The organism is Aeromonas sp. 1HA1 (assembly GCF_029237385.1).
Lineage (GTDB): Bacteria > Pseudomonadota > Gammaproteobacteria > Enterobacterales > Aeromonadaceae > Aeromonas > Aeromonas popoffii.
Window position 1 is genome coordinate 1 of the sequence record NZ_JAACGC010000078.1, and the last position, 17,457, is coordinate 17,457.

Consider the following 17,457-nt stretch of genomic DNA (forward strand, 5'->3'; position numbering starts at 1 on the left):
CGAACAGGGATTGCAGGCTGGAGCTCACTCTGGGAAGGCTGGCAAACACTGCAAAGTAAACTGGACGGCTTTATTGCCGCCAAAGAGATGATGGCTTCGGGGATCAAGATCTGATCAAGAGACAGCAGCAGAGCTGGGACACCCATCATTTTGAATGTTGGCTATGCCATGTCTGGCTCATAAAGGTGGGTGTCCAAATTTAAACGGCCGCTTGTTAAACGCTGGCTAGTAACTACTACCAAACCGATTAAAACTTACTATGCACCCATCTACAGGCGCATTTTTTAAAATAGCAATTACTCCACCAGGGTTCTTGACCCAGATATTATCACCTTGTGCATCAATATAGCTCCAGACGGGGTTCTCTTCTTTATATTGGATACAACTTTTTTGGGTGACTATTTGGCCGAGCATATATGCTTGGCAAAAGCCGCCATTATTAATGAAAGTGGCTTTTTCAAGCACCGTATCGCCACTTTGTCCATATGTTACTAAGAATGAAATTGCTTTATTTTTCATCTTAACGTCATCATACTCAATATTTAGGCGGCCATTATCACTCTTCATGTAATGACTTAACTCTGTATTTATGGCCGTATCGCAACCGACAAATCCAGCTTTATGTGCCATTTCGATCGGACCTGCAGACACATTCATTGAGGATATCAATACGGATCCAAGTAACAAAGTCTTTATTCTCATTTATTATCGCTCCTTATAGCGTGAGTCTAATGGAATTGATTACATTTAACGTCTGGTTAATGGGCCGTTTTAGCCGGTCTCGAGTGAATGAAATGAACGGTTTGAACTATAAACTGGATGCCCATCACTTTGAGTGTTAGTTATGCTACGGCTTGATCAGAAAAATGAGGGGCAATTTTATGTGGGTGTCACAAGTTTCATTTCCTTCTTGATCTTATAATGCTGCTCTCACCGCTAAATTATGAGTGCAGCGAATAATTTGTCTATGTGAACTGATTAATTCTTGTAGGCTGACTGAGCAAGACTTTCTAAGTGGCTTTCAAGTTTCTTGATGAGACCTGATACTCGACTTAACTTAATAATCAGCCTATAAACGATAAAAATACCTGCTGCCCCATGTGCAATTCCCCATGAGGCGTCATCCCAGCTTTTACCTCTGTACCCTTCAGGTGCAGTTAAGTAAGCGACACTCCAAATAATTGCACCAGCTATCAACAATGATTTTCCTGTTAGCAACTCAAGCTTAAGTTTTTTATTTAGTTCTTCGGCACTATTTATAAACCAGTGTTTTCCTGCACTATGATTCACTAAAATACTGTACCATCCGTTATCAGCGCCCTTTCTTTTCGCAGAAATGAGAGTGATTTTTTGACCTGGTCTTAATGGAACATCTACACCTCTGAGTTTTATATCTTTCTCAAGACCATCTTCTGTTTTTATCCAAAACTCATGATTCGTTATCGTTGACGAAGTTGAATGAACACCAGGTGCACTTACATGACCACCATTCGGGCCGACATAGCCCCCGCCACCACTTGACGAAACTGATACATGGGTTTCACTGTACTTGTTACTTCCCAAAACCTCTCCAGTAATCTGCCAAAATTCAACTTCTTTTCCACAATTGGTAAAATCTTCCATGAATACTCCTCTTTTGTTCACGCTAACAATGATTAGATGGAAGGCGGCACTAATCCGTTAGCAGAGCCTTCTATATAACTCTGTAACATTTTCATCGCCGCCAATCTCATATGTTGGGCTAAAAATCGTAGGTTGGCGCAATGATGCTCGCCTGTTGGGCTTTGCTACACGCTGCGTCAACCTACAAAAAACCACGCTACCGCCCCTGAGTGACAGCCCCCAGTTCGCTGCTTTTCACCTGCGAGATAGCAACAATCGCTTTCATAGCGTTCCTCCGAGAGGTTGATTGTCATTCGGGTATCTTAAGGGGGAAGGCTGAGTGTTGAGAAGCGGGTTTTGGTAGGAATCTGTGTTGGATCAATTAATTAGTCATTAGGGCGTGCGCTGAGTGAGCAACTTGCTTGGCTTGAAATGCAAAATCCCCCTCACCCCGGCCCTCTCCCGGAGGGAGAGGGGGCAACATGTCGGGAGCTGCAAGCGGGTACAAGCGGCAAAGAGAAAGGGAGCCGGTCAGGCTCCCTTTCTAATGGTGGCAGAGCAGGGTCACAGACAGTTGACCCCATACCCGACCTTAGCGGTTGGTTGCGGCCTTCATCCCTTCCACAAACTCTTTCAGACGAGTCAGCATATGTTCCGGGTTCTGGTGGTGGGTCTCGATGATCTTCACCACGGCGGAGCCGGAGATGGCACCGGCGGCGCCAGCGGCGATGGCTTCACGCACCTGAGCCGGTTCGCTGATGCCAAAGCCGAGCAGGGCGGGGGGCGCCTTGAACTCGCGCAATGTATTGATCAGGCCATCCACCGGCATGCCAGCCTTGGTCTCGGCACCGGTCACACCGGCGCGGCTCACCAGATAGGTGTAACCACTGCCCAGCTCCGCCACCTGTTTCAGGGTCTCGGCATCGCCATTGGGCGGGGCGATAAAGATGCTGTCGATGCCGAACTTGTCGGCGGCCGCCTTGTAGGGGGCGCACATCTGCACCGGCACGTCGGCCACCAGCACCGAATCCACGCCCGCCTGCTGGCACTTCTCATAAAAACCGTCGATGTGGCGCACATAGACCAGATTGGCGTAGACCAGCAGGCCAATGGGCAGTTGCGGGTACTTGGCGCGGATGCGGCCGAGCAGCTCGAAGCAGTCGTCCGGGGTGGTGTGGCTCTCGAAGGCGCGCAGGGCGGCGCCCTGAATGGTGGGGCCGTCCGCCACCGGATCGGAGAAGGGAATGCCGAGCTCAAGGGCATCGGCGCCCCCTGCGACCAGCGCATCGACGATGGCCAGCGAGAGTTCAGGGGTGGGGTCACCCAGCATCACGAACGGCACGAAGGCGCCCTGATTGACCGCATCCAGACGGGAGAAAAGTTGTGCGTAACGGTTCATGACAAGGTTCCTTCTTTTTCAAAGATGTCGGCAACGGTGAAGATATCTTTGTCGCCACGGCCGGAGAGGTTGACGATGAGCACCTGCTCTTTTTCCGGTTCACTGCGGGCCATCTTGAGGGCGTGAGCCAGCGCGTGGGAGGACTCCAGCGCCGGGATAATCCCTTCGGATTTGGCCAGCTCCTGGAAGGCGTCCAGCGCCTCCCGGTCTGTGATGGAGACATACTCGGCGCGGCCGATGGAAGCCAGATGGGCGTGCTGCGGGCCGACGGAGGGGAAGTCGAGCCCCGCCGAAACGGAGTAGGACTCCTGAATTTGGCCCTGCTTGTCCTGCATCAGGTAGGAGTGCATGCCAAAGAAGACCCCCTTGCTGCCGTGACCCAGCGGCGCACCGTGCTCGCCGCTCTCGATGCCGTGACCACCCGGCTCGACCCCGATCAGACGCACCTCTTTGTTGTCGATAAAGTCGGCAAACATGCCGATGGCGTTAGAACCGCCGCCGACACAGGCGATCACCGCATCGGGCAGCCGCTCCTCTTTCTTGAAGCACTGGGCCTTGGCCTCTTCGCCGATCATCTTCTGGAACTCCCGCACGATAGTGGGGAAGGGGTGCGGACCGGCAGCAGTGCCCAGCAGGTAGTGGGCTGAGTCGTAGTTGGCAGCCCAGTCACGCAGCGCCTCGTTGCAGGCATCTTTGAGGGTGCTGGAGCCGGAGTGCACCGGAATGACGGTGGCCCCCATCAACTTCATGCGAAATACGTTGGGCTTCTGGCGCTCGCAATCCTTGGCACCCATATAGACCCGACACTTGAGGCCGAGCAGGGCGCAGGCCAGTGCGGTGGCGACACCGTGTTGGCCAGCGCCGGTCTCGGCGATGATCTCGGTTTTGCCCATCCGCTTGGCCAGCAGCGCCTGACCCAGCACCTGGTTGGTCTTGTGGGCGCCGCCGTGCAGCAAGTCTTCACGCTTGAGGTAGAGGCGGGTCTTGGTGCCCTTGGTCAAATTGCGGGCCAGGGTGAGCGGGGTCGGGCGACCGGCATACTCGGTCAGCAGCTCCTGAAATTCGGCGATAAAGGCCGGATCCTCCTTGGCATCGACGAAGGCTTGTTCCAGCTGAAGCAGGGCGGGGATGAGGATTTGGGGTACATACATGCCGCCAAATTCACCAAAAAACGGGTTGAGCAGGGTCATGGTTTCTTCCTTATACCTTGAGTCAAAAACGGAACATCAAAAATGATACAGAGATCCAGTGGCCGCCTTACAGCGCGCGCAGGGCGGCGAAGGCGGCGGCGAGTTTGTGGCCATCTTTCTGGCCCGGGGCACTCTCCACCCCGGAGTTGAAATCAAGGCCGAGGCAGCCGACCTCTGCCGCCTGCAGGGCGTTGTCGGGATTTAGCCCGCCTGCCAGCATCAGTTTGCTCTTGTCGAGAGTGGCCAGCATGGCCCAGTCGAACGGCTGACCGGTGCCGCCGCTCTGGCTGCCCACTTTTGTATCTAGCAGCAGGCGATCCGCCGGATAGTCGAGGGCGGGCAGTGGCTCGCCGCTTGTGATTCCAACGGCTTTCCAGATCTGGCAGGTCGCAGGCAGCAGCGCGCGCAGTCCCTCGATATAGGCGGCGTCTTCATCCCCGTGCAGCTGCACCGCGGCCAGTCCCAGTGCTTCCACCGTCTGGACTATGGTGGCGGGCTGGGCGTTGCGAAATACCCCGACGTAAGAGAGCGGCGCACCCGCCATCACGGCGCGGGCGGTGGGAATATCCACATAGCGCGGGCTTTTGGCCACAAAGATCAGGCCGCCAAACACCGCACCTGCCTGATGAGCGGCGGCGGCATCGTCAGCGCGGGTCAGGCCGCACACCTTGTTCTGGCCCAGAGTGAGCTTGCGCACTGCCGCTTCCAGATCCGGTTCTGCCATCAGAGAGGATCCCACCAGAAAGCCCTTGGCGTGCTGGCGAAGGTCGGCGACCTGGGCACGGTGGTTGATGCCGGATTCGCTGATCACGACCCGGTCGCTCGGAATGTCTCTGGCCAGCTGTTTGGTGCGGTTGAGATCGACGCTCAAATCGCGCAGATCCCGGTTATTGATGCCAATCACGGGGGCGCCGAGCGCAATGGCACGGGTCAGCTCCTCTTCATTGCTCACCTCGGTCAGCACGCCGAGGCCGAGCGCTTTGGCCACCGCGAATAGGGCGCGATAGCCCTCGTCGGTGAGCACCGAGAGCATCAAGAGGATGGCATCCGCCTGATAGTGGCGAGCCAGATAGACCTGATAGGGGTCAATCATGAAATCCTTGCACAGCACCGGCTGCTTAACGCGGGCGCGCACTCGCGGCAAAAAGGCGAAATCCCCCTGAAAGAACTTCTCGTCAGTCAGCACAGAGATGGCGGTGGCGTATTTGCCATAGATGTCGGCGATGGCCTCCGGGCTGAAATCATTGCGGATCAGCCCCTTGGAGGGGGAGGCCTTCTTGCACTCCAGAATAAAGCAGGTAGAGCCTGCCTTGAGCGCACCGACGAAATCCCGATCGCTTGGGGTCAGCGCGCTCTGGAAGCTCTCCAGCGGCTGGGCCAGCTTGCGGGCGGCGACCCACGTCTGTTTGGCCGCCACGATTTTGCCGAGAATGGTCTGATTGATGGAGGCCATATTCAGAAAGGCATGGGGGGCAATAAGGTCTGACATCTCGTTATCCTTGCGAAGCTGGCTCTTGCCCAGAGGGCGTTCTGAATGACTGCTGTGCGATGTGGTGGCTGACATCATGCCTCCTGATGACTCAGGGTCGCCAGTTGGGTTGCCAGCTCTGCTGCCTTGCCGCTGGCCAGCACCGCCAGCACCTGTGCCGCCGCGCTCTTGAGATCCGCCACCTTGCCCGCCATCAGCAGCAGCGGGGCCACGTTGGCGGCGATGGCGGCGTTGTGGGCCGGGGTGCCTTTCCCTGCCAGAATGGCGGCGGTGATGGCGCGGTTCTCTTCCGGTTCCCCCCCCTGAATGGCACTGACCGGATAGGTCTCGAGGCCAAAATCAGCCGGGGTGATCATAAATTCGCGGATCTCGCCGTCACGGATCTGGGCCACCTGGGTCGGGCCGTGGATGGCAATCTCGTCGAGCCCGGCGCCGTGCACCACCATACCGGTTTTCAGACCCAGCGCCAGCAGGGTTTCGGCGATGGGACGCACCAGCTCGGGGGCATAGACCCCCATCAGCTGATAGGTGGGGCGGGCCGGATTGATGAGCGGCCCCAGCACATTGAACAGGGTGCGGGTCTTGAGGGCCTGACGCACCGGCATGGCGTGGCGCACGCCAGCGTGGTACTGGGGGGCGAACAGGAAGCAGATGCCGAGCTCGTCAAGGCAATGACGCGCCTGCGCCGGGCTCATGTCGAGCTTGATGCCCATCTTGTCGAGCAGATCGCTGGAGCCGGATTTACTCGATACCGAGCGGTTGCCGTGCTTGGCCACTTTCAGGCCGCAGGCGGCGGCGACCAGTGCCGAGGTGGTGGAGACATTGATGGTGTTGAGGCCATCGCCACCGGTGCCGACGATGTCGCAGAACTCGTAGTCCGGATGCGGGAAGTCGCGCGCCTCCGCCAGCAGGGCCTCGGCGGCACCGGTGATCTCCTCCGGGGTCTCCCCCTTGATCTTGAGGGCGGTCAGCAGACTTGCGAGCACTATGGGATCCACTTCGCCACGCACCACTTGCCCGAAGGCGTCGCGGGTACTTTCACGGCTCAGAGACTGACCCTGGTAGAGGGTGTTGAGATGATGATGCATAGGGTCTTCCTTACCGCACACTGCTAACTGGACGGGTGATATGGGCGAGCGCCTGAGTCAGCAGGCGGGCCCCTTCCGAGGTCATGATGGATTCGGGATGGAACTGGAAGCCCAGCACCCGCTCATCCTGCTGCTCGATGGCCATGGGCATGCCCTGATAGTGGGCAATCACCGTCAGCTCCTCCGGTACATAGGTGGCGACCAGCGAGTGGTAACGGGCCACCGGCAGCGGGCTCGGCAGACCGGCGAAGGCGCCGTGACCGTTGTGCTCGATGAGGGATCGCTTGCCGTGGACGATTTCACCCGCCGCACCGACGGTGCCGCCATAGGCTTCGCACAGAGCTTGATGGCCGAGGCAGATACCGAGGATGGGCACCTGACCGCGGGCCAGCTTGATCAGATCAATCAGGCAACCCGCTTCATGGGGGGCGCCCGGCCCCGGTGAGAGCACCAGCACCGCATCCCCTTCGCAGGCGGCAATCTCGCTCATGATGCGGCTCGCCGGCAGGCTGTTGCGGTAGATCCGCACCGGATAGCCGAGGGAGCGGAACTGGTCGACGAGGTTGTAGGTAAACGAGTCGAAGTTGTCGAGCAGGAAGATATTAGTGGCTGCTGATCCGGTACTCATTGGCTCACGTCCTTATGTTGCTCCTGCTGGGCGCTCAGGGCTTGCAGGGAGGTGCCATGGCTGGCAGCGATGGCGGCCAGTACGGCGGCCGCCTTGGCGCGGGTTTCATCCGCTTCGGCTTGCGGTTTGGAGTCATAGACCACACCGGCACCGGCCTGCACATGGGCCACGCCATCTTTGACAAACGCCGAGCGAATCACGATGCAGGTATCCATCTCGCCTGCGCCGTTGATATAGCCAACGGCGCCGCCGTAGCTGCCGCGGCGTTTGCCTTCCACCATGCGAATGAGTTCGCTGGCGCGGATCTTGGGGGCGCCGGTGAGGGTGCCCATGTTCATGCAGGCCTGATAGGCGTGCAGGGCGTCAAGGTCGGCGCGCAAGGTGCCGACCACCTTGGAGACCAGATGCATCACGTGGCTGTAGCGATCCACCTTGAGCAGCTCCTTGACGTAGCGGGTACCCGGCGCCGAGATACGGGCGATGTCGTTGCGGCCCAGATCCACCAACATCAGGTGTTCGGCGACCTCTTTTTCATCCTGACGCAGCTCCAGCTCGATGCGACCGTCGAGATCCCGGTTGATGCTGCCATCCGGGTTCAACCCCCGGCGACGGGTACCGGCGATGGGGTACATCTCGACGTCGCGGCTGGCGGCGCAGAATTTCACCGCGCTCTCCGGCGAGGCGCCAAACAGGGTGAAGTTTTCATCCTGCACGTAGAACATGTAAGGGCTGGGGTTGGTCTGCTTGAGGCGGCGATAGGCGGCCAGCGGGCTCGGGCAGGGCAGGGAGAAGCAGCGCGACGGCACCACCTGGAAGATGTCGCCACGGCGGATAAAGCCCTTGAGCTTCTCCACCTCGGCGCAGAACTGCTTGTCGCTCTTGTCCACGCTCATACCGCCGGCGAGGGCCGCAGTGGCCAGCTCGGCGCAGAGGGGTTGCTGGCAAAGCTGTTTGAAGTCGGTGAGCCGTTCGCTCAGGCGGGTGTATCTGTCGTCTACCAGGCTCTCGTCGCTGTCGCCGCCAAAGATGCAGGCTAGCAGTTGGGTAGATCGCTCGATATGGTCGATGGTAATGAGGGTTTCGGCCACATAGAAGCAGTAGTCGGGGCAGCTGTTGCTCCCCTCTGGCACCTCTGGCAGATCCTCAAAGGAGGCGATCAGGTCATAGGCGAAGCTGCCCGCCATGAACAGTGCTTCTTTACCCAGTTGGCATTGCAGCTCCTGTTGCAGGGTGCGCAGCACGTCCAGCACGCTGCTCCCCTTGAGGCGGCTGTCTTCATCCTGCTCCCGATCGGAGGCGGGGAAGTCGAGTTGCAGCTCGCCATCCACCAGAATCTGGCTGATGACTGCGGGCAGGCGCTCGGCCAGCAGGCTCTGCAACTGGGCACCATTGTCGTTCAGGGGGCGCACCCGCACGGTGCGACCACGGCACTCGATGCGCAGGCAAGCATCCACCAGCAGCAGACTCTGTTTGCCCGCTTTGGAGTCGATCTCGACCGACTCCAGCAGCAGGTTGTTGGGGCGGCCCTGACAGAGCCGGGTATAGAGCGCCAGCGGGTCGGCCACATAGGGGGCGTTGAGCTTGAGGGTATCGAATTCACCCAGGGGCAAGCGAGTCGTATTGACGGTCATAGTGCGTTCCCTTGCGTGTGATGTGTTTTACCGATGTTCATGACGTTGCATACCTTGAAAAAATGCCTTGGAATTTAAGTTGGTTTGGGCGGTTTCAGTAGGGTCGCCATCGCCAGGTCATTGCGCTTGTCTGAATTCTTGGTTTCATCACAGGTCCATTTGCCGGATAATAAAAAAGCCCGCTGGGGTCAGCGGGCTTTTTCTTTGGGTTCTTAATTTGCTGTCAGATTACAGGTACAGCAACGACCACACGCCCGCATGTCAGGGAGTGTGCCACCACCAGATGGTCAGGATGGAAGTCGTTTGCATGATAAAGTCCTGTAAAAAGAGGTTTGCAATGAAGTGCCTACAGAAAACGATAAAGCCGCGGCCAAGTCAAGTCGCTTTTTAGCCTTCTTTCACCGATGGTGACCTGATCATGAGAGCGGAATAACCTGATGAGATTCGATCTTCACTGTCATACCACTGCCTCCGACGGTGTGCTGAGCCCGGCCGAACTGGTGCGCCGCGCCGCCGAAAAACAGGTCGAGGTGTTAGCGGTTACTGACCACGATACCCTTGACGGGCTTGATGAGGTGCGTCGCACCATCGAGGCTGAGCAGCTGCCGCTGCGGTTGGTGAGCGGGGTCGAGATCTCCACTGGCTGGGAGCACCACGAAATTCATATCGTGGCGCTGGGGGTGGATGAACAAAATCCGCAGCTGGTGGCATTTTTGGCGGGCCAACGGGCTCGCCGCGAGGCACGCGCACTGGAAATTGGGCGCCGTCTGGAGAAGTGCCTTATCCCCGGCACCTATGAAGAGGCCAAGGCATTGGCCGGTGATGCTGCCGTGACCCGCGCCCATTTTGCCCGGGTGCTGGTGGCGCGCGGGGTGGCCGACAACATGCAGAAGGTATTCAAAAAGTACCTGAGCCGTGGCAACAAGGGTTATGCCCCGGCCGAGTGGCCCGAGATGAGCGAGGCCATCATTGCCATTCACGCCGCCGGTGGGCTGGCGGTGCTGGCCCATCCCAGCCGTTACGATCTCACCGCCAAGTGGATCAAGCGGTTACTGGTAGCCTTCAAGGCGGCCGGTGGCGATGCCATGGAGGTGTCACTGCCCCAGCAGAGCCCGCAGGAGCGAGCCAACCTGGGCCTGTGGGCCAAGGATCACGACCTCTATATTTCGGTGGGGTCTGATTTTCACTTTCCCTCCAACTGGACCGAGCTGGGCCGCCACCTCTGGCTGCCCAAGGAGGGCATGCCGGTCTGGCTGGCCTATCCGGGCCACTTCGGCCTCACCACCGAGCAGCATACCGCCCTGCTGGCCAGTCGCTAGCAGAGGGGCGGCCGGTGGACCCTCCGCTGTATGGGAGGGTAAACCGGCGTCAAACAGGTTAAGGTAGCGTCATGGGTCTGGAACCCGTGACCATGAAGCGGGCACCGCGCGTGCCCCTATCGCGAGAAGAGCATATGAGTCAGCATTTTTACGTACACCCGGAAAACCCCCAGTCCCGTCTGATCGGCCAGGCGGTACAGATCATCCAGAACGGTGGCGTCATCGTCTATCCGACCGATTCCGGCTATGCGCTCGGTTGCCAGATGGGTGACAAGGGGGCGCTGGAGCGCATCTGCCGCATCCGTCGCATCGATCCCACCCACGACTTCACCCTGGTGTGCCGGGATCTCTCCGAGATTTCCACCTACGCCAAGGTGGACAACACGGCGTTCCGCCTGGTCAAGGGCAACACGCCCGGGCCTTACACCTTCATCTTCAAGGCGACCAAGGATGTGCCGCGCCGCCTGATGAACGAGAAGAAGAAGACCATCGGTATCCGGGTGCCCGCCAACAACATAGCGCTGGCCCTGCTGGAAGCGCTCGGTGAGCCGCTGCTCTCGACCTCCCTGATCCTGCCGGGTTCAGAGATGGCGGAGTTTGACCCGGAAGAGATCTTCGACAAACTGGGCAAGCAGCTGGATCTGGTGGTCAACGGTGGCTATCTGGGCGAGCAGCCCACCACGGTCGTGGATTTCTCCGATGACGAGCCGGTGCTGCGTCGTCGTGGCGCCGGAGACCCGACCCCGTTTGAGTGAGTCTGCCGACCCAGCGCCTGTGATGGCTCCGCCTATTTTGGGCGCAACGGGGGAGGGAGCCCTCCCCCAGGCCATCCCAACCCCCATCGCGCGCGTGCTGGGGCAGCCCTACCATGAGTTGCCTCAGGACTTGTTCATCCCGCCCGATGCGCTGGAAGTCTTCCTCGATACCTTCGAGGGCCCCCTCGATCTGCTGCTCTACCTCATCCGGCGCCAGCAGCTGGATATCCTGAACCTGCCGATCTTGCAGATCACCGCCCAGTACATGGAGTACGTGGAGCTGATGCAGGGGCTCAATCTGGAGCTGGCGGCTGAATATCTGCTGATGGCGGCCTGGCTGGCGGAGATCAAATCCCGCCTTTTGCTGCCCAAGGCCCCCGAGCTGGCAGACGAAGAGGAGGGAGAAGATCCCCGCGTCACGCTTATTCGTCGACTGCAGGAATACGAGCGCTTCAAAGTGGGCGGCGAGCGCCTCAATGCCTTGCCACGGGTGGAGCGGGAGATCTTTATCGCCGCCGCCCTGCCGCCGGATTTTGGCTCTCTCAAGCCATTGACCCCGGATGTTTCGCTGGTTGAGCTCGCCCTTTACATGCAAAGTGTGGTAAAACGCGCGACTCATTTCGAACATCATCAGATCCGTCGCGAGCAGATCCCGACCCGGGTACGCATGGCGGAGATCCTCGCCATGCTCTCCTTGGGCCAGACGTTGCGGCTGGAACAGGTGCTCAGAGCCGAAGAGGGGCGCATGGGGGTGCTGGTGACGTTTCTGGCCCTGCTGGAGCTGTGCAAGGAGTCCCTGATCTGGATCCTGCAGGCCGAGCCGCTGGGGCCGATCCATTTTGCCCTGGCGAGTCAAGATGAAAGCGGGGAGCATGAACATGCACACTGAGTTGTTTTCTTTATCCCGAGCTTGCTGCCAGTCTGCCGGGGTGTGTGTGCATCTCCCGTTGGCACGCCAGCCTGATGCCATGCGCGGGGAGGGCAACCGTGGCGCTGCCCGCTGAACGACTCAAGACACTGATCGAGGCCGCGATCTTCGTGGCCGGGCGCCCGTTAACCGTGAGCGAGCTGAAAAGCGGTGTGCTGGCGGATTACCCCGTCACCGGCCGCTATGTGCAACTCTTGCTGGCGGAACTGCGACAAGATTACAGCGGGCGGGGGGTGGAGCTCAAAGAGGTCGCCTCAGGCTGGCGTTTTCAGGCGCGTCAGGAGTATGCCGAGGAGCTCTCCAGGCTCTGGAGCGAGCGGGCGCCCCGTTATTCCCGCGCCGTGATGGAGACGCTGACCCTGATTGCGTATCGTCAGCCCATCACCAGGGCCGAGATAGAAGCGATCCGCGGGGTGGCGGTGTCGAGCCAGATAGTCAATACCCTGAAAGAGCGTGGCTGGGTGCGCAGCGTCGGACACAAGGAGGTGGTGGGTCGCCCCGAGCTGCTCGCCACCACCCGGGAATTTCTGGATTATTTTAATCTGCAGAGCCTGGAGCAGCTCCCCGAGCTGGATCCTGAACTGCAATCCCCCTTGCCCGCGCTGCCGGTCGAGGGGAGCGAGACCTAGTCCGGGTCGCTGGCCTGTGCCAGCTGACCGGGCCTCTTGAACAGGAGGGCGTGTTGGATGACCTATATGGGATCCTGCATCGCCATCCCCTTGCCCGGCATGCCGGGGGAGGGCCGCGAGAGCTGGTCCACTGTGCTGGCATGTGCCAGCTGACCAGCTCTTTTGAGTATTGAAGCGTGTCGGATTGCCCGTACGGGGGTGCGACACAGTAATAACCGTTGCCCGTTATGCTGGCGGGCAGCGATCAACAATCAGGTAACCCCGATGAGTGAAAAACTGCAAAAAGTGTTGGCCCGCGCGGGTCACGGCTCCCGTCGTGAGATGGAGGCCCTGATCACCGCAGGTCGGGTCAGTGTGGATGGCAAGGTCGCCACACTGGGAGATCGCGTCGAAGTGAACGCCGTGATCCGTGTCGATGGCCATACGGTCAAGACCCGTGCCGAGGAAGAGATGATCTGCCGCGTGCTGGCGTATCACAAGCCCGAAGGGGAGATGTGTACCCGTCACGATCCGGAAGGTCGTCCCACCGTGTTCGATCGTCTGCCCAAGCTGGAAAGCGCCCGCTGGATCGCGGTAGGCCGTCTCGACGTCAACACCTCCGGCTTGTTGCTGTTCACCACAGACGGTGAGCTGGCTAACCGCCTGATGCACCCGAGCCACGAAGTGGAGCGCGAATACGCGGTGCGTGTGTTTGGCGAGATCACCGAAGCCATGCTGCAGCGCCTGCGCAAAGGTGTGCAGCTGGAAGATGGCATGGCCAAGTTCAACAAGATCAAACCGGCCGGCGGTGAGGGCCTGAACCAGTGGTTCAACGTCACCCTGACCGAGGGCCGCAACCGTGAAGTGCGCCGCCTGTGGGAATCCCAGGAAGTGCAGGTGAGCCGTCTGATGCGGGTGCGCTACGGCGACGTCACTCTGGATCGTGGTATCCCCCGTGGTGGCTGGCAGGAGCTGAAACTGCCGGAAGTGAACTACCTGCGTGGTCTGGTCAACATGCCGCCGGAGACCGAATCCAAGGTCGATCTGCAGCAAGATGGCAAGAGCACCCGTCACAAGCAGGCCGCCCAGATCCGCCGCGCCGTCAAACGTCACAAGGATATGCAGGGCATGGAGCCGCGTGCACGCAGCACCACGGCCCGCCGCAAGCCGACTTCCTCCACCCGCAACTCGGGTACCGGCAGCAAGTAAGCGTTGTGATGACTCTCATGGGTTCGCCCAAGAAAAGGCCCGCCTCTCTGGCGGGCTTTTTGTTGCTGCAGTTTGCTGTTGAGTATTCCAATGCCCTCTTTGCTGAATGAAACCGCCCGGCAGATCCGCTGTGGGGGAGGGGCAAGGTTGCTCTGCCACGGCGGGCTTGTTAGCCTTTGTGGCACAGATACAGGAGATAATAATGAGCAAGGTACTTGATGAGCTGCTGGCACTGCTGGCGCTCGAGAAAATCGAGGAGGGCCTGTTTCGGGGCCAGAGCCAGGATCTCGGTCTGCGGGCCGTGTTTGGCGGACAGGTAATGGGGCAGGCCTTGTCAGCCGCCAAGCAGACGGTGGCCGCCGATCGTCAGGTGCACAGTTTCCACTCCTACTTCCTGCACCCCGGTGATGCCAATCGTCCCATCATCTATGACGTGGAGAATATCCGTGACGGCCAGACCGTCTCCACCCGCCGGGTCAAGGCCATTCAGGGCGGCAAGCCGATCTTCTATCTCAACGCCTCCTTCCAGGTCGAGGCCGAGGGGTTCGAGCATCAGATCAGCATGCCGGCGGGGATCACCCCACCCGAGCAGCTCAAGAGCGAGCTGGAGCTGGTGCGTCCCTACGAGCAGCAGATCCCGCCGGTCCTGCGTGACAAGATCATGTGCGAGAAGCCCATCGAAATTCGCCCTGTGACCCTGGTCGATCCGATCCGGCCGGATGTACACGAGCCGCTGCGCCACGTCTGGTTCAGGGCCAATGGCCAGATGCCGGACGATCAACGGGTCCACAAGTATTTGCTGGCCTATGCCTCCGATTTCCACTTCCTGTTTACCGCCTTGCAGCCCCATGGCGTCTCGTACTGGGAGCCGGACATGCAGGTAGCCACCATCGATCACTCCATGTGGTTCCACCGGGACTTCCGGCTGGATGACTGGCTGCTCTACGTGGTGGACAGCCCGAGCGCCAGCGCCGGTCGCGGTCTGGTGCGTGGCCAGTTCTTCACCCGCGAGGGGATGCTGGTGGCGAGCACGGCGCAGGAGGGGGTGATCCGTCGGCGCGGTTGACCTCACATGTCAGCCATAAAAAAACGGGAGCCGATGGCTCCCGTTTTTTATGTGTTTGATTGCCGTATCAGGCTGCGTCCTGCTCGGTGCTGGGCACGGTTTCCCCGTTCTGGGCGAAACGGTTGGCCCACAGGGCAATGACGCCATCACCGGTGACGTTGCAGGCGGTGCCGAAGCTGTCCTGCGCCAGATAGAGGGCGATCATCAGGGCGATGGAGGCTTCACCGAAGCCGAGCATGGAGGTGAGCAGGCCCAGCGCCGACATGACGCCGCCACCTGGTGCACCCGGCGCGGCTATCATGATGACGCCCAGCATCATGATGAAGGGCAGCATGGTGTCTACGCCCGGAATGGCCAGGTGCTCAGAGAGGAACATGACGGCGGTGGCACAGGTCACCAGCGTGATGGTGGAGCCACACAGGTGGATGGTGGCGCACAGGGGCACGGTGAAGTTGGCGATGCCATCGCTCACGCCGTTGTTCTTGCTGGCTTGCAGGGCAACCGGAATGGTAGCGGCGCTGGACATGGTGCCCAGGGCGGTGAAGTAGGCGGGCAGCATGTTCTTGATGAGCATGGCGGGTGAGCGACCCAGCGCCAGACCCGTGCCAACGAACAGCACCGAGAGCCAGAGCCAGTGCATGACGATGGCCATCACCAACACCACGCCAAAGGTCTTCAGGGTGGCGAAGACGGTTCCTTCCACTGTCATCTCGACAAAGACACCGGCGATGTAGAACGGCAGCAGCGGGATGATCACCTTGGCCAGCAGGCGGTCGATGATGTCACGGCCCTGATCGGCGACCCGGCGCATATCGGTGGCTTGGGTAGCGCTGACGCCGATGCCAAAGACAAAGGCGGCGGCCAGGGCAGACATCACGCTAAACAGCGGCGGGATCTCCAAATTGATGTAGGAGGCGAGTTTGATCGCCTCGGCCGAGGTGGGCTCGGCAGCGCTGGTCAGTTGCGGGATCAAGTGGCTCGCCACGGTAAAGGCAAACAGCCCCGCCAGAATCGTGGAGCAGTAGGAGAGTGCCACGGTTTTACCCAGTAGCTTACCGGAGTTTTTTGGCAGGCTGGCGATGCCGCTCATGATGAAAAACAGGATGATGAGCGGAATGGTGAAGGTGATCAGCTGACCTATGACTATCTTGGCCGTAAACAGCACGCGTGCGACCCATTCAGGGGCGTAGAGACCTAGCAAGAGACCGGCCAGGATGCCGGCAACCAGTTTGAGGACAAGTTTCATAAGTAAATCCAGGTGTTAGTGTCTGATTTGTTATTTGATTTTGATTTTAATGCCGCTTTTTAACACAAACGCCGTATCTTGTCTGCCATCAGCTGGTTAACTTAGAGTTAAATATTGTTATCTGGATGATGGATCACGGGGGATGGGCCCCTTGAAGCGACGGCGGCGATATTGATTCCTGGTGGGGGCGAGATCGGGGAGGCGGATCAGCAGGGCATGTAACCAGCGGCCGTGCTCGGTATCCTCGCTGCACCAGATCTGATGCAGGCCAAATGGCAGGGGGGCGATCAGTTGTTGCAGGCGGGTCTCATCGAGGCGGGTCTGCAGCGGGTATTCATCCTGTGAGGGAGCCACGGCGCAGCGGTGCTCGCCCTCGTCATAAGGGAAGGAGCAGTAGAGCGGCGCCTGGGGTTTGAGCAGGCCGGCGAGATGCATCAGGGCGGGGGCAAGCTCTCTCTCGGCCAGGCAGGGCAGCGAGCCGCAGGCCCAGATGCCGTCAAAAGGCAAGGCGCTGTGCATCTGCTCGAGGCGACAGACCCGCACCGGCTGGCCACCGCGGCGCGATGCCAGCCTGGCCTGGGCCAGACTGGCATCCAAGGCGGTGACCATGAGACCTTGTTGCCGGAAAAAGAGCAGATCCTCACCCGCGCCGCAGCCCGCTTCCAGCAGATGAGCCCCGCTTGCCAACAACATCAGAAAGCGCTGACGGGCTGACAGGGTGTCTGGATCCGCCACAGATGGCAGACTGGGGGGGGCATCATGATGGGGCAGTGGCAATATGGACATGGCAGGCACCTTCTTTCGGGGGCGCTACTCTAGCAAATTTGGCGGCGGGCTACCAAAGTGTCGTGCTGCAAACCAGCACTGCCTGGCAGGAGAGCGGGTCTGTGATGGTGTGGGGGAGCAAGGAGCGCTGGCCAGCTCTGGGTCCAAGGCTATCAGGTGTGGCGGGCGGCCGGGCTGTTTGGCAGGGCTATCAGGGCAAACAGGCTGTCGAGCAGGATGTCGTACGACACCACGCCGTTCGCGAAGCTCGCCATCAAGGAGGTGGTGCAGACCTTGTTCAAGGCGATCTTCCTGGTGTTCTGCGTCATGTATCGTTTAATGGAGGGACAGGGATCTGGTCTTTTATCCCCCCAGATCAACCACCCCATCTTAGATGGTGGCAAACGCCAGGGCAAGATCGCGAACGTTTTTTGACCAAGAAAAATAGGTTTGACCCTGCGATCCAGCTGTGATCTTATGCTCCTTTTTCAGGAGTGCCTTCATGTCTATTGATGCTGTTTTTGCTCAGTTTTT

17 protein-coding genes are annotated in these 17,457 nt (G+C 59.4%); 6 read left to right on the plus strand and 11 right to left on the minus strand.

Annotated features, from left to right (window positions below; all coding sequences use genetic code 11):
* Positions 1 to 225 precede the first annotated feature (225 nt).
* From GWQ22_RS18270 to GWQ22_RS18305, 8 genes are all read right to left on the minus strand, one after another.
* Positions 226 to 702: a hypothetical protein gene (locus tag GWQ22_RS18270; RefSeq protein ID WP_275931191.1), complete on the minus strand. Its 477-nt coding sequence runs from the start codon at positions 700 to 702 to the stop codon at positions 226 to 228.
* 276 nt (positions 703 to 978) lie between these two features.
* Positions 979 to 1,623 carry a hypothetical protein gene (locus GWQ22_RS18275; RefSeq protein WP_275931192.1) on the minus strand — a complete coding sequence of 215 codons (645 nt, stop codon included), beginning with the start codon at positions 1,621 to 1,623 and terminating at the stop codon, positions 979 to 981.
* Between the two features lie 571 nt (positions 1,624 to 2,194).
* Complete coding sequence (gene trpA / locus GWQ22_RS18280; protein WP_275931193.1) at positions 2,195 to 3,001, minus strand: tryptophan synthase subunit alpha; 807 nt, start codon at positions 2,999 to 3,001, stop codon at positions 2,195 to 2,197.
* On the minus strand, positions 2,998 to 4,191 hold the full coding sequence (gene trpB / locus GWQ22_RS18285; protein WP_275931194.1) for a tryptophan synthase subunit beta: 1,194 nt from the start codon (positions 4,189 to 4,191) through the stop codon (positions 2,998 to 3,000). Before trpB ends, trpA begins: the two co-directional genes overlap by 4 nt.
* A 67-nt stretch (positions 4,192 to 4,258) precedes the next feature.
* Positions 4,259 to 5,755 carry a bifunctional indole-3-glycerol-phosphate synthase TrpC/phosphoribosylanthranilate isomerase TrpF gene (trpCF, locus tag GWQ22_RS18290; protein ID WP_275931195.1) on the minus strand — a complete coding sequence of 499 codons (1,497 nt, stop codon included), beginning with the start codon at positions 5,753 to 5,755 and terminating at the stop codon, positions 4,259 to 4,261.
* Positions 5,755 to 6,768 carry an anthranilate phosphoribosyltransferase gene (trpD, locus tag GWQ22_RS18295; protein ID WP_275931196.1) on the minus strand — a complete coding sequence of 338 codons (1,014 nt, stop codon included), beginning with the start codon at positions 6,766 to 6,768 and terminating at the stop codon, positions 5,755 to 5,757. Before trpD ends, trpCF begins: the two co-directional genes overlap by 1 nt.
* A gap of 10 nt (positions 6,769 to 6,778) precedes the next feature.
* The gene (locus GWQ22_RS18300; RefSeq protein ID WP_275931197.1) at positions 6,779 to 7,396 is read right to left on the minus strand and encodes an aminodeoxychorismate/anthranilate synthase component II; all 618 of its coding nucleotides are present in this window, start codon (positions 7,394 to 7,396) and stop codon (positions 6,779 to 6,781) included.
* Entirely contained in the window at positions 7,393 to 9,027 is a 1,635-nt protein-coding gene (locus GWQ22_RS18305) for an anthranilate synthase component 1 (protein ID WP_275931198.1), read from the minus strand. Before GWQ22_RS18305 ends, GWQ22_RS18300 begins: the two co-directional genes overlap by 4 nt.
* A 437-nt stretch (positions 9,028 to 9,464) precedes the next feature.
* Here GWQ22_RS18305 and GWQ22_RS18310 point away from each other — a divergent pair, with 437 nt between their 5' ends.
* The 6 genes from GWQ22_RS18310 to tesB all read left to right on the plus strand — a co-directional run bounded on the left by GWQ22_RS18310 (position 9,465) and on the right by tesB (position 14,912).
* Entirely contained in the window at positions 9,465 to 10,346 is an 882-nt protein-coding gene (locus GWQ22_RS18310) for a PHP domain-containing protein (protein WP_275931199.1), read from the plus strand.
* A gap of 134 nt (positions 10,347 to 10,480) precedes the next feature.
* Positions 10,481 to 11,101, plus strand: coding sequence for an L-threonylcarbamoyladenylate synthase (locus GWQ22_RS18315; RefSeq protein ID WP_275931200.1), 621 nt, complete (start codon positions 10,481 to 10,483; stop codon positions 11,099 to 11,101).
* Positions 11,102 to 11,123: 22 nt separating this feature from the next.
* The gene (locus tag GWQ22_RS18320; protein ID WP_275931201.1) at positions 11,124 to 11,990 is read left to right on the plus strand and encodes a ScpA family protein; all 867 of its coding nucleotides are present in this window, start codon (positions 11,124 to 11,126) and stop codon (positions 11,988 to 11,990) included.
* A gap of 98 nt (positions 11,991 to 12,088) precedes the next feature.
* A complete protein-coding gene (gene scpB, locus GWQ22_RS18325) occupies positions 12,089 to 12,658 on the plus strand; it encodes an SMC-Scp complex subunit ScpB (protein ID WP_275931202.1) in 570 nt (189 codons plus the stop codon).
* A gap of 264 nt (positions 12,659 to 12,922) precedes the next feature.
* Positions 12,923 to 13,846, plus strand: coding sequence for a 23S rRNA pseudouridine(2605) synthase RluB (gene rluB / locus GWQ22_RS18330; protein ID WP_043134216.1), 924 nt, complete (start codon positions 12,923 to 12,925; stop codon positions 13,844 to 13,846).
* Between the two features lie 202 nt (positions 13,847 to 14,048).
* The gene (tesB, locus tag GWQ22_RS18335) at positions 14,049 to 14,912 is read left to right on the plus strand and encodes an acyl-CoA thioesterase II (protein WP_275931203.1); all 864 of its coding nucleotides are present in this window, start codon (positions 14,049 to 14,051) and stop codon (positions 14,910 to 14,912) included.
* A 67-nt stretch (positions 14,913 to 14,979) separates the two neighbouring features.
* Here tesB and GWQ22_RS18340 read toward each other — a convergent pair whose 3' ends face one another.
* The 3 genes from GWQ22_RS18340 to GWQ22_RS18350 form a co-directional block, all read right to left on the minus strand.
* Positions 14,980 to 16,158: a dicarboxylate/amino acid:cation symporter gene (locus GWQ22_RS18340; RefSeq protein WP_275931204.1), complete on the minus strand. Its 1,179-nt coding sequence runs from the start codon at positions 16,156 to 16,158 to the stop codon at positions 14,980 to 14,982.
* Between the two features lie 117 nt (positions 16,159 to 16,275).
* Positions 16,276 to 16,944 carry a class I SAM-dependent methyltransferase gene (locus tag GWQ22_RS18345; protein WP_275931205.1) on the minus strand — a complete coding sequence of 223 codons (669 nt, stop codon included), beginning with the start codon at positions 16,942 to 16,944 and terminating at the stop codon, positions 16,276 to 16,278.
* A gap of 152 nt (positions 16,945 to 17,096) precedes the next feature.
* Positions 17,097 to 17,225, minus strand: a complete 129-nt coding sequence (locus GWQ22_RS18350) for a hypothetical protein (RefSeq protein WP_258224610.1) — start codon at positions 17,223 to 17,225, stop codon at positions 17,097 to 17,099.
* Between the last annotated feature and the right edge of the window lie 232 nt (positions 17,226 to 17,457).

Bases quoted from the DNA above. Each gene is read 5' to 3' on its own strand.
- GWQ22_RS18320 (WP_275931201.1), top strand. From the start codon at position 11,124: ATGGCTCCGCCTATTTTGGGCGCAACGGGGGAGGGAGCCCTCCCCCAG.
- GWQ22_RS18340 (WP_275931204.1), bottom strand. From the start codon at position 16,158: ATGAAACTTGTCCTCAAACTGGTTGCCGGCATCCTGGCCGGTCTCTTG.
- trpD (WP_275931196.1), bottom strand. From the start codon at position 6,768: ATGCATCATCATCTCAACACCCTCTACCAGGGTCAGTCTCTGAGCCGT.
- trpB (WP_275931194.1), bottom strand. From the start codon at position 4,191: ATGACCCTGCTCAACCCGTTTTTTGGTGAATTTGGCGGCATGTATGTA.
- rluB (WP_043134216.1), top strand. From the start codon at position 12,923: ATGAGTGAAAAACTGCAAAAAGTGTTGGCCCGCGCGGGTCACGGCTCC.
- trpCF (WP_275931195.1), bottom strand. From the start codon at position 5,755: ATGTCAGCCACCACATCGCACAGCAGTCATTCAGAACGCCCTCTGGGC.
- GWQ22_RS18310 (WP_275931199.1), top strand. From the start codon at position 9,465: ATGAGATTCGATCTTCACTGTCATACCACTGCCTCCGACGGTGTGCTG.
- GWQ22_RS18305 (WP_275931198.1), bottom strand. From the start codon at position 9,027: ATGACCGTCAATACGACTCGCTTGCCCCTGGGTGAATTCGATACCCTC.
- GWQ22_RS18315 (WP_275931200.1), top strand. From the start codon at position 10,481: ATGAGTCAGCATTTTTACGTACACCCGGAAAACCCCCAGTCCCGTCTG.
- GWQ22_RS18270 (WP_275931191.1), bottom strand. From the start codon at position 702: ATGAGAATAAAGACTTTGTTACTTGGATCCGTATTGATATCCTCAATG.
- GWQ22_RS18345 (WP_275931205.1), bottom strand. From the start codon at position 16,944: ATGTCCATATTGCCACTGCCCCATCATGATGCCCCCCCCAGTCTGCCA.
- trpA (WP_275931193.1), bottom strand. From the start codon at position 3,001: ATGAACCGTTACGCACAACTTTTCTCCCGTCTGGATGCGGTCAATCAG.
- GWQ22_RS18300 (WP_275931197.1), bottom strand. From the start codon at position 7,396: ATGAGTACCGGATCAGCAGCCACTAATATCTTCCTGCTCGACAACTTC.
- GWQ22_RS18275 (WP_275931192.1), bottom strand. From the start codon at position 1,623: ATGGAAGATTTTACCAATTGTGGAAAAGAAGTTGAATTTTGGCAGATT.
- tesB (WP_275931203.1), top strand. From the start codon at position 14,049: ATGAGCAAGGTACTTGATGAGCTGCTGGCACTGCTGGCGCTCGAGAAA.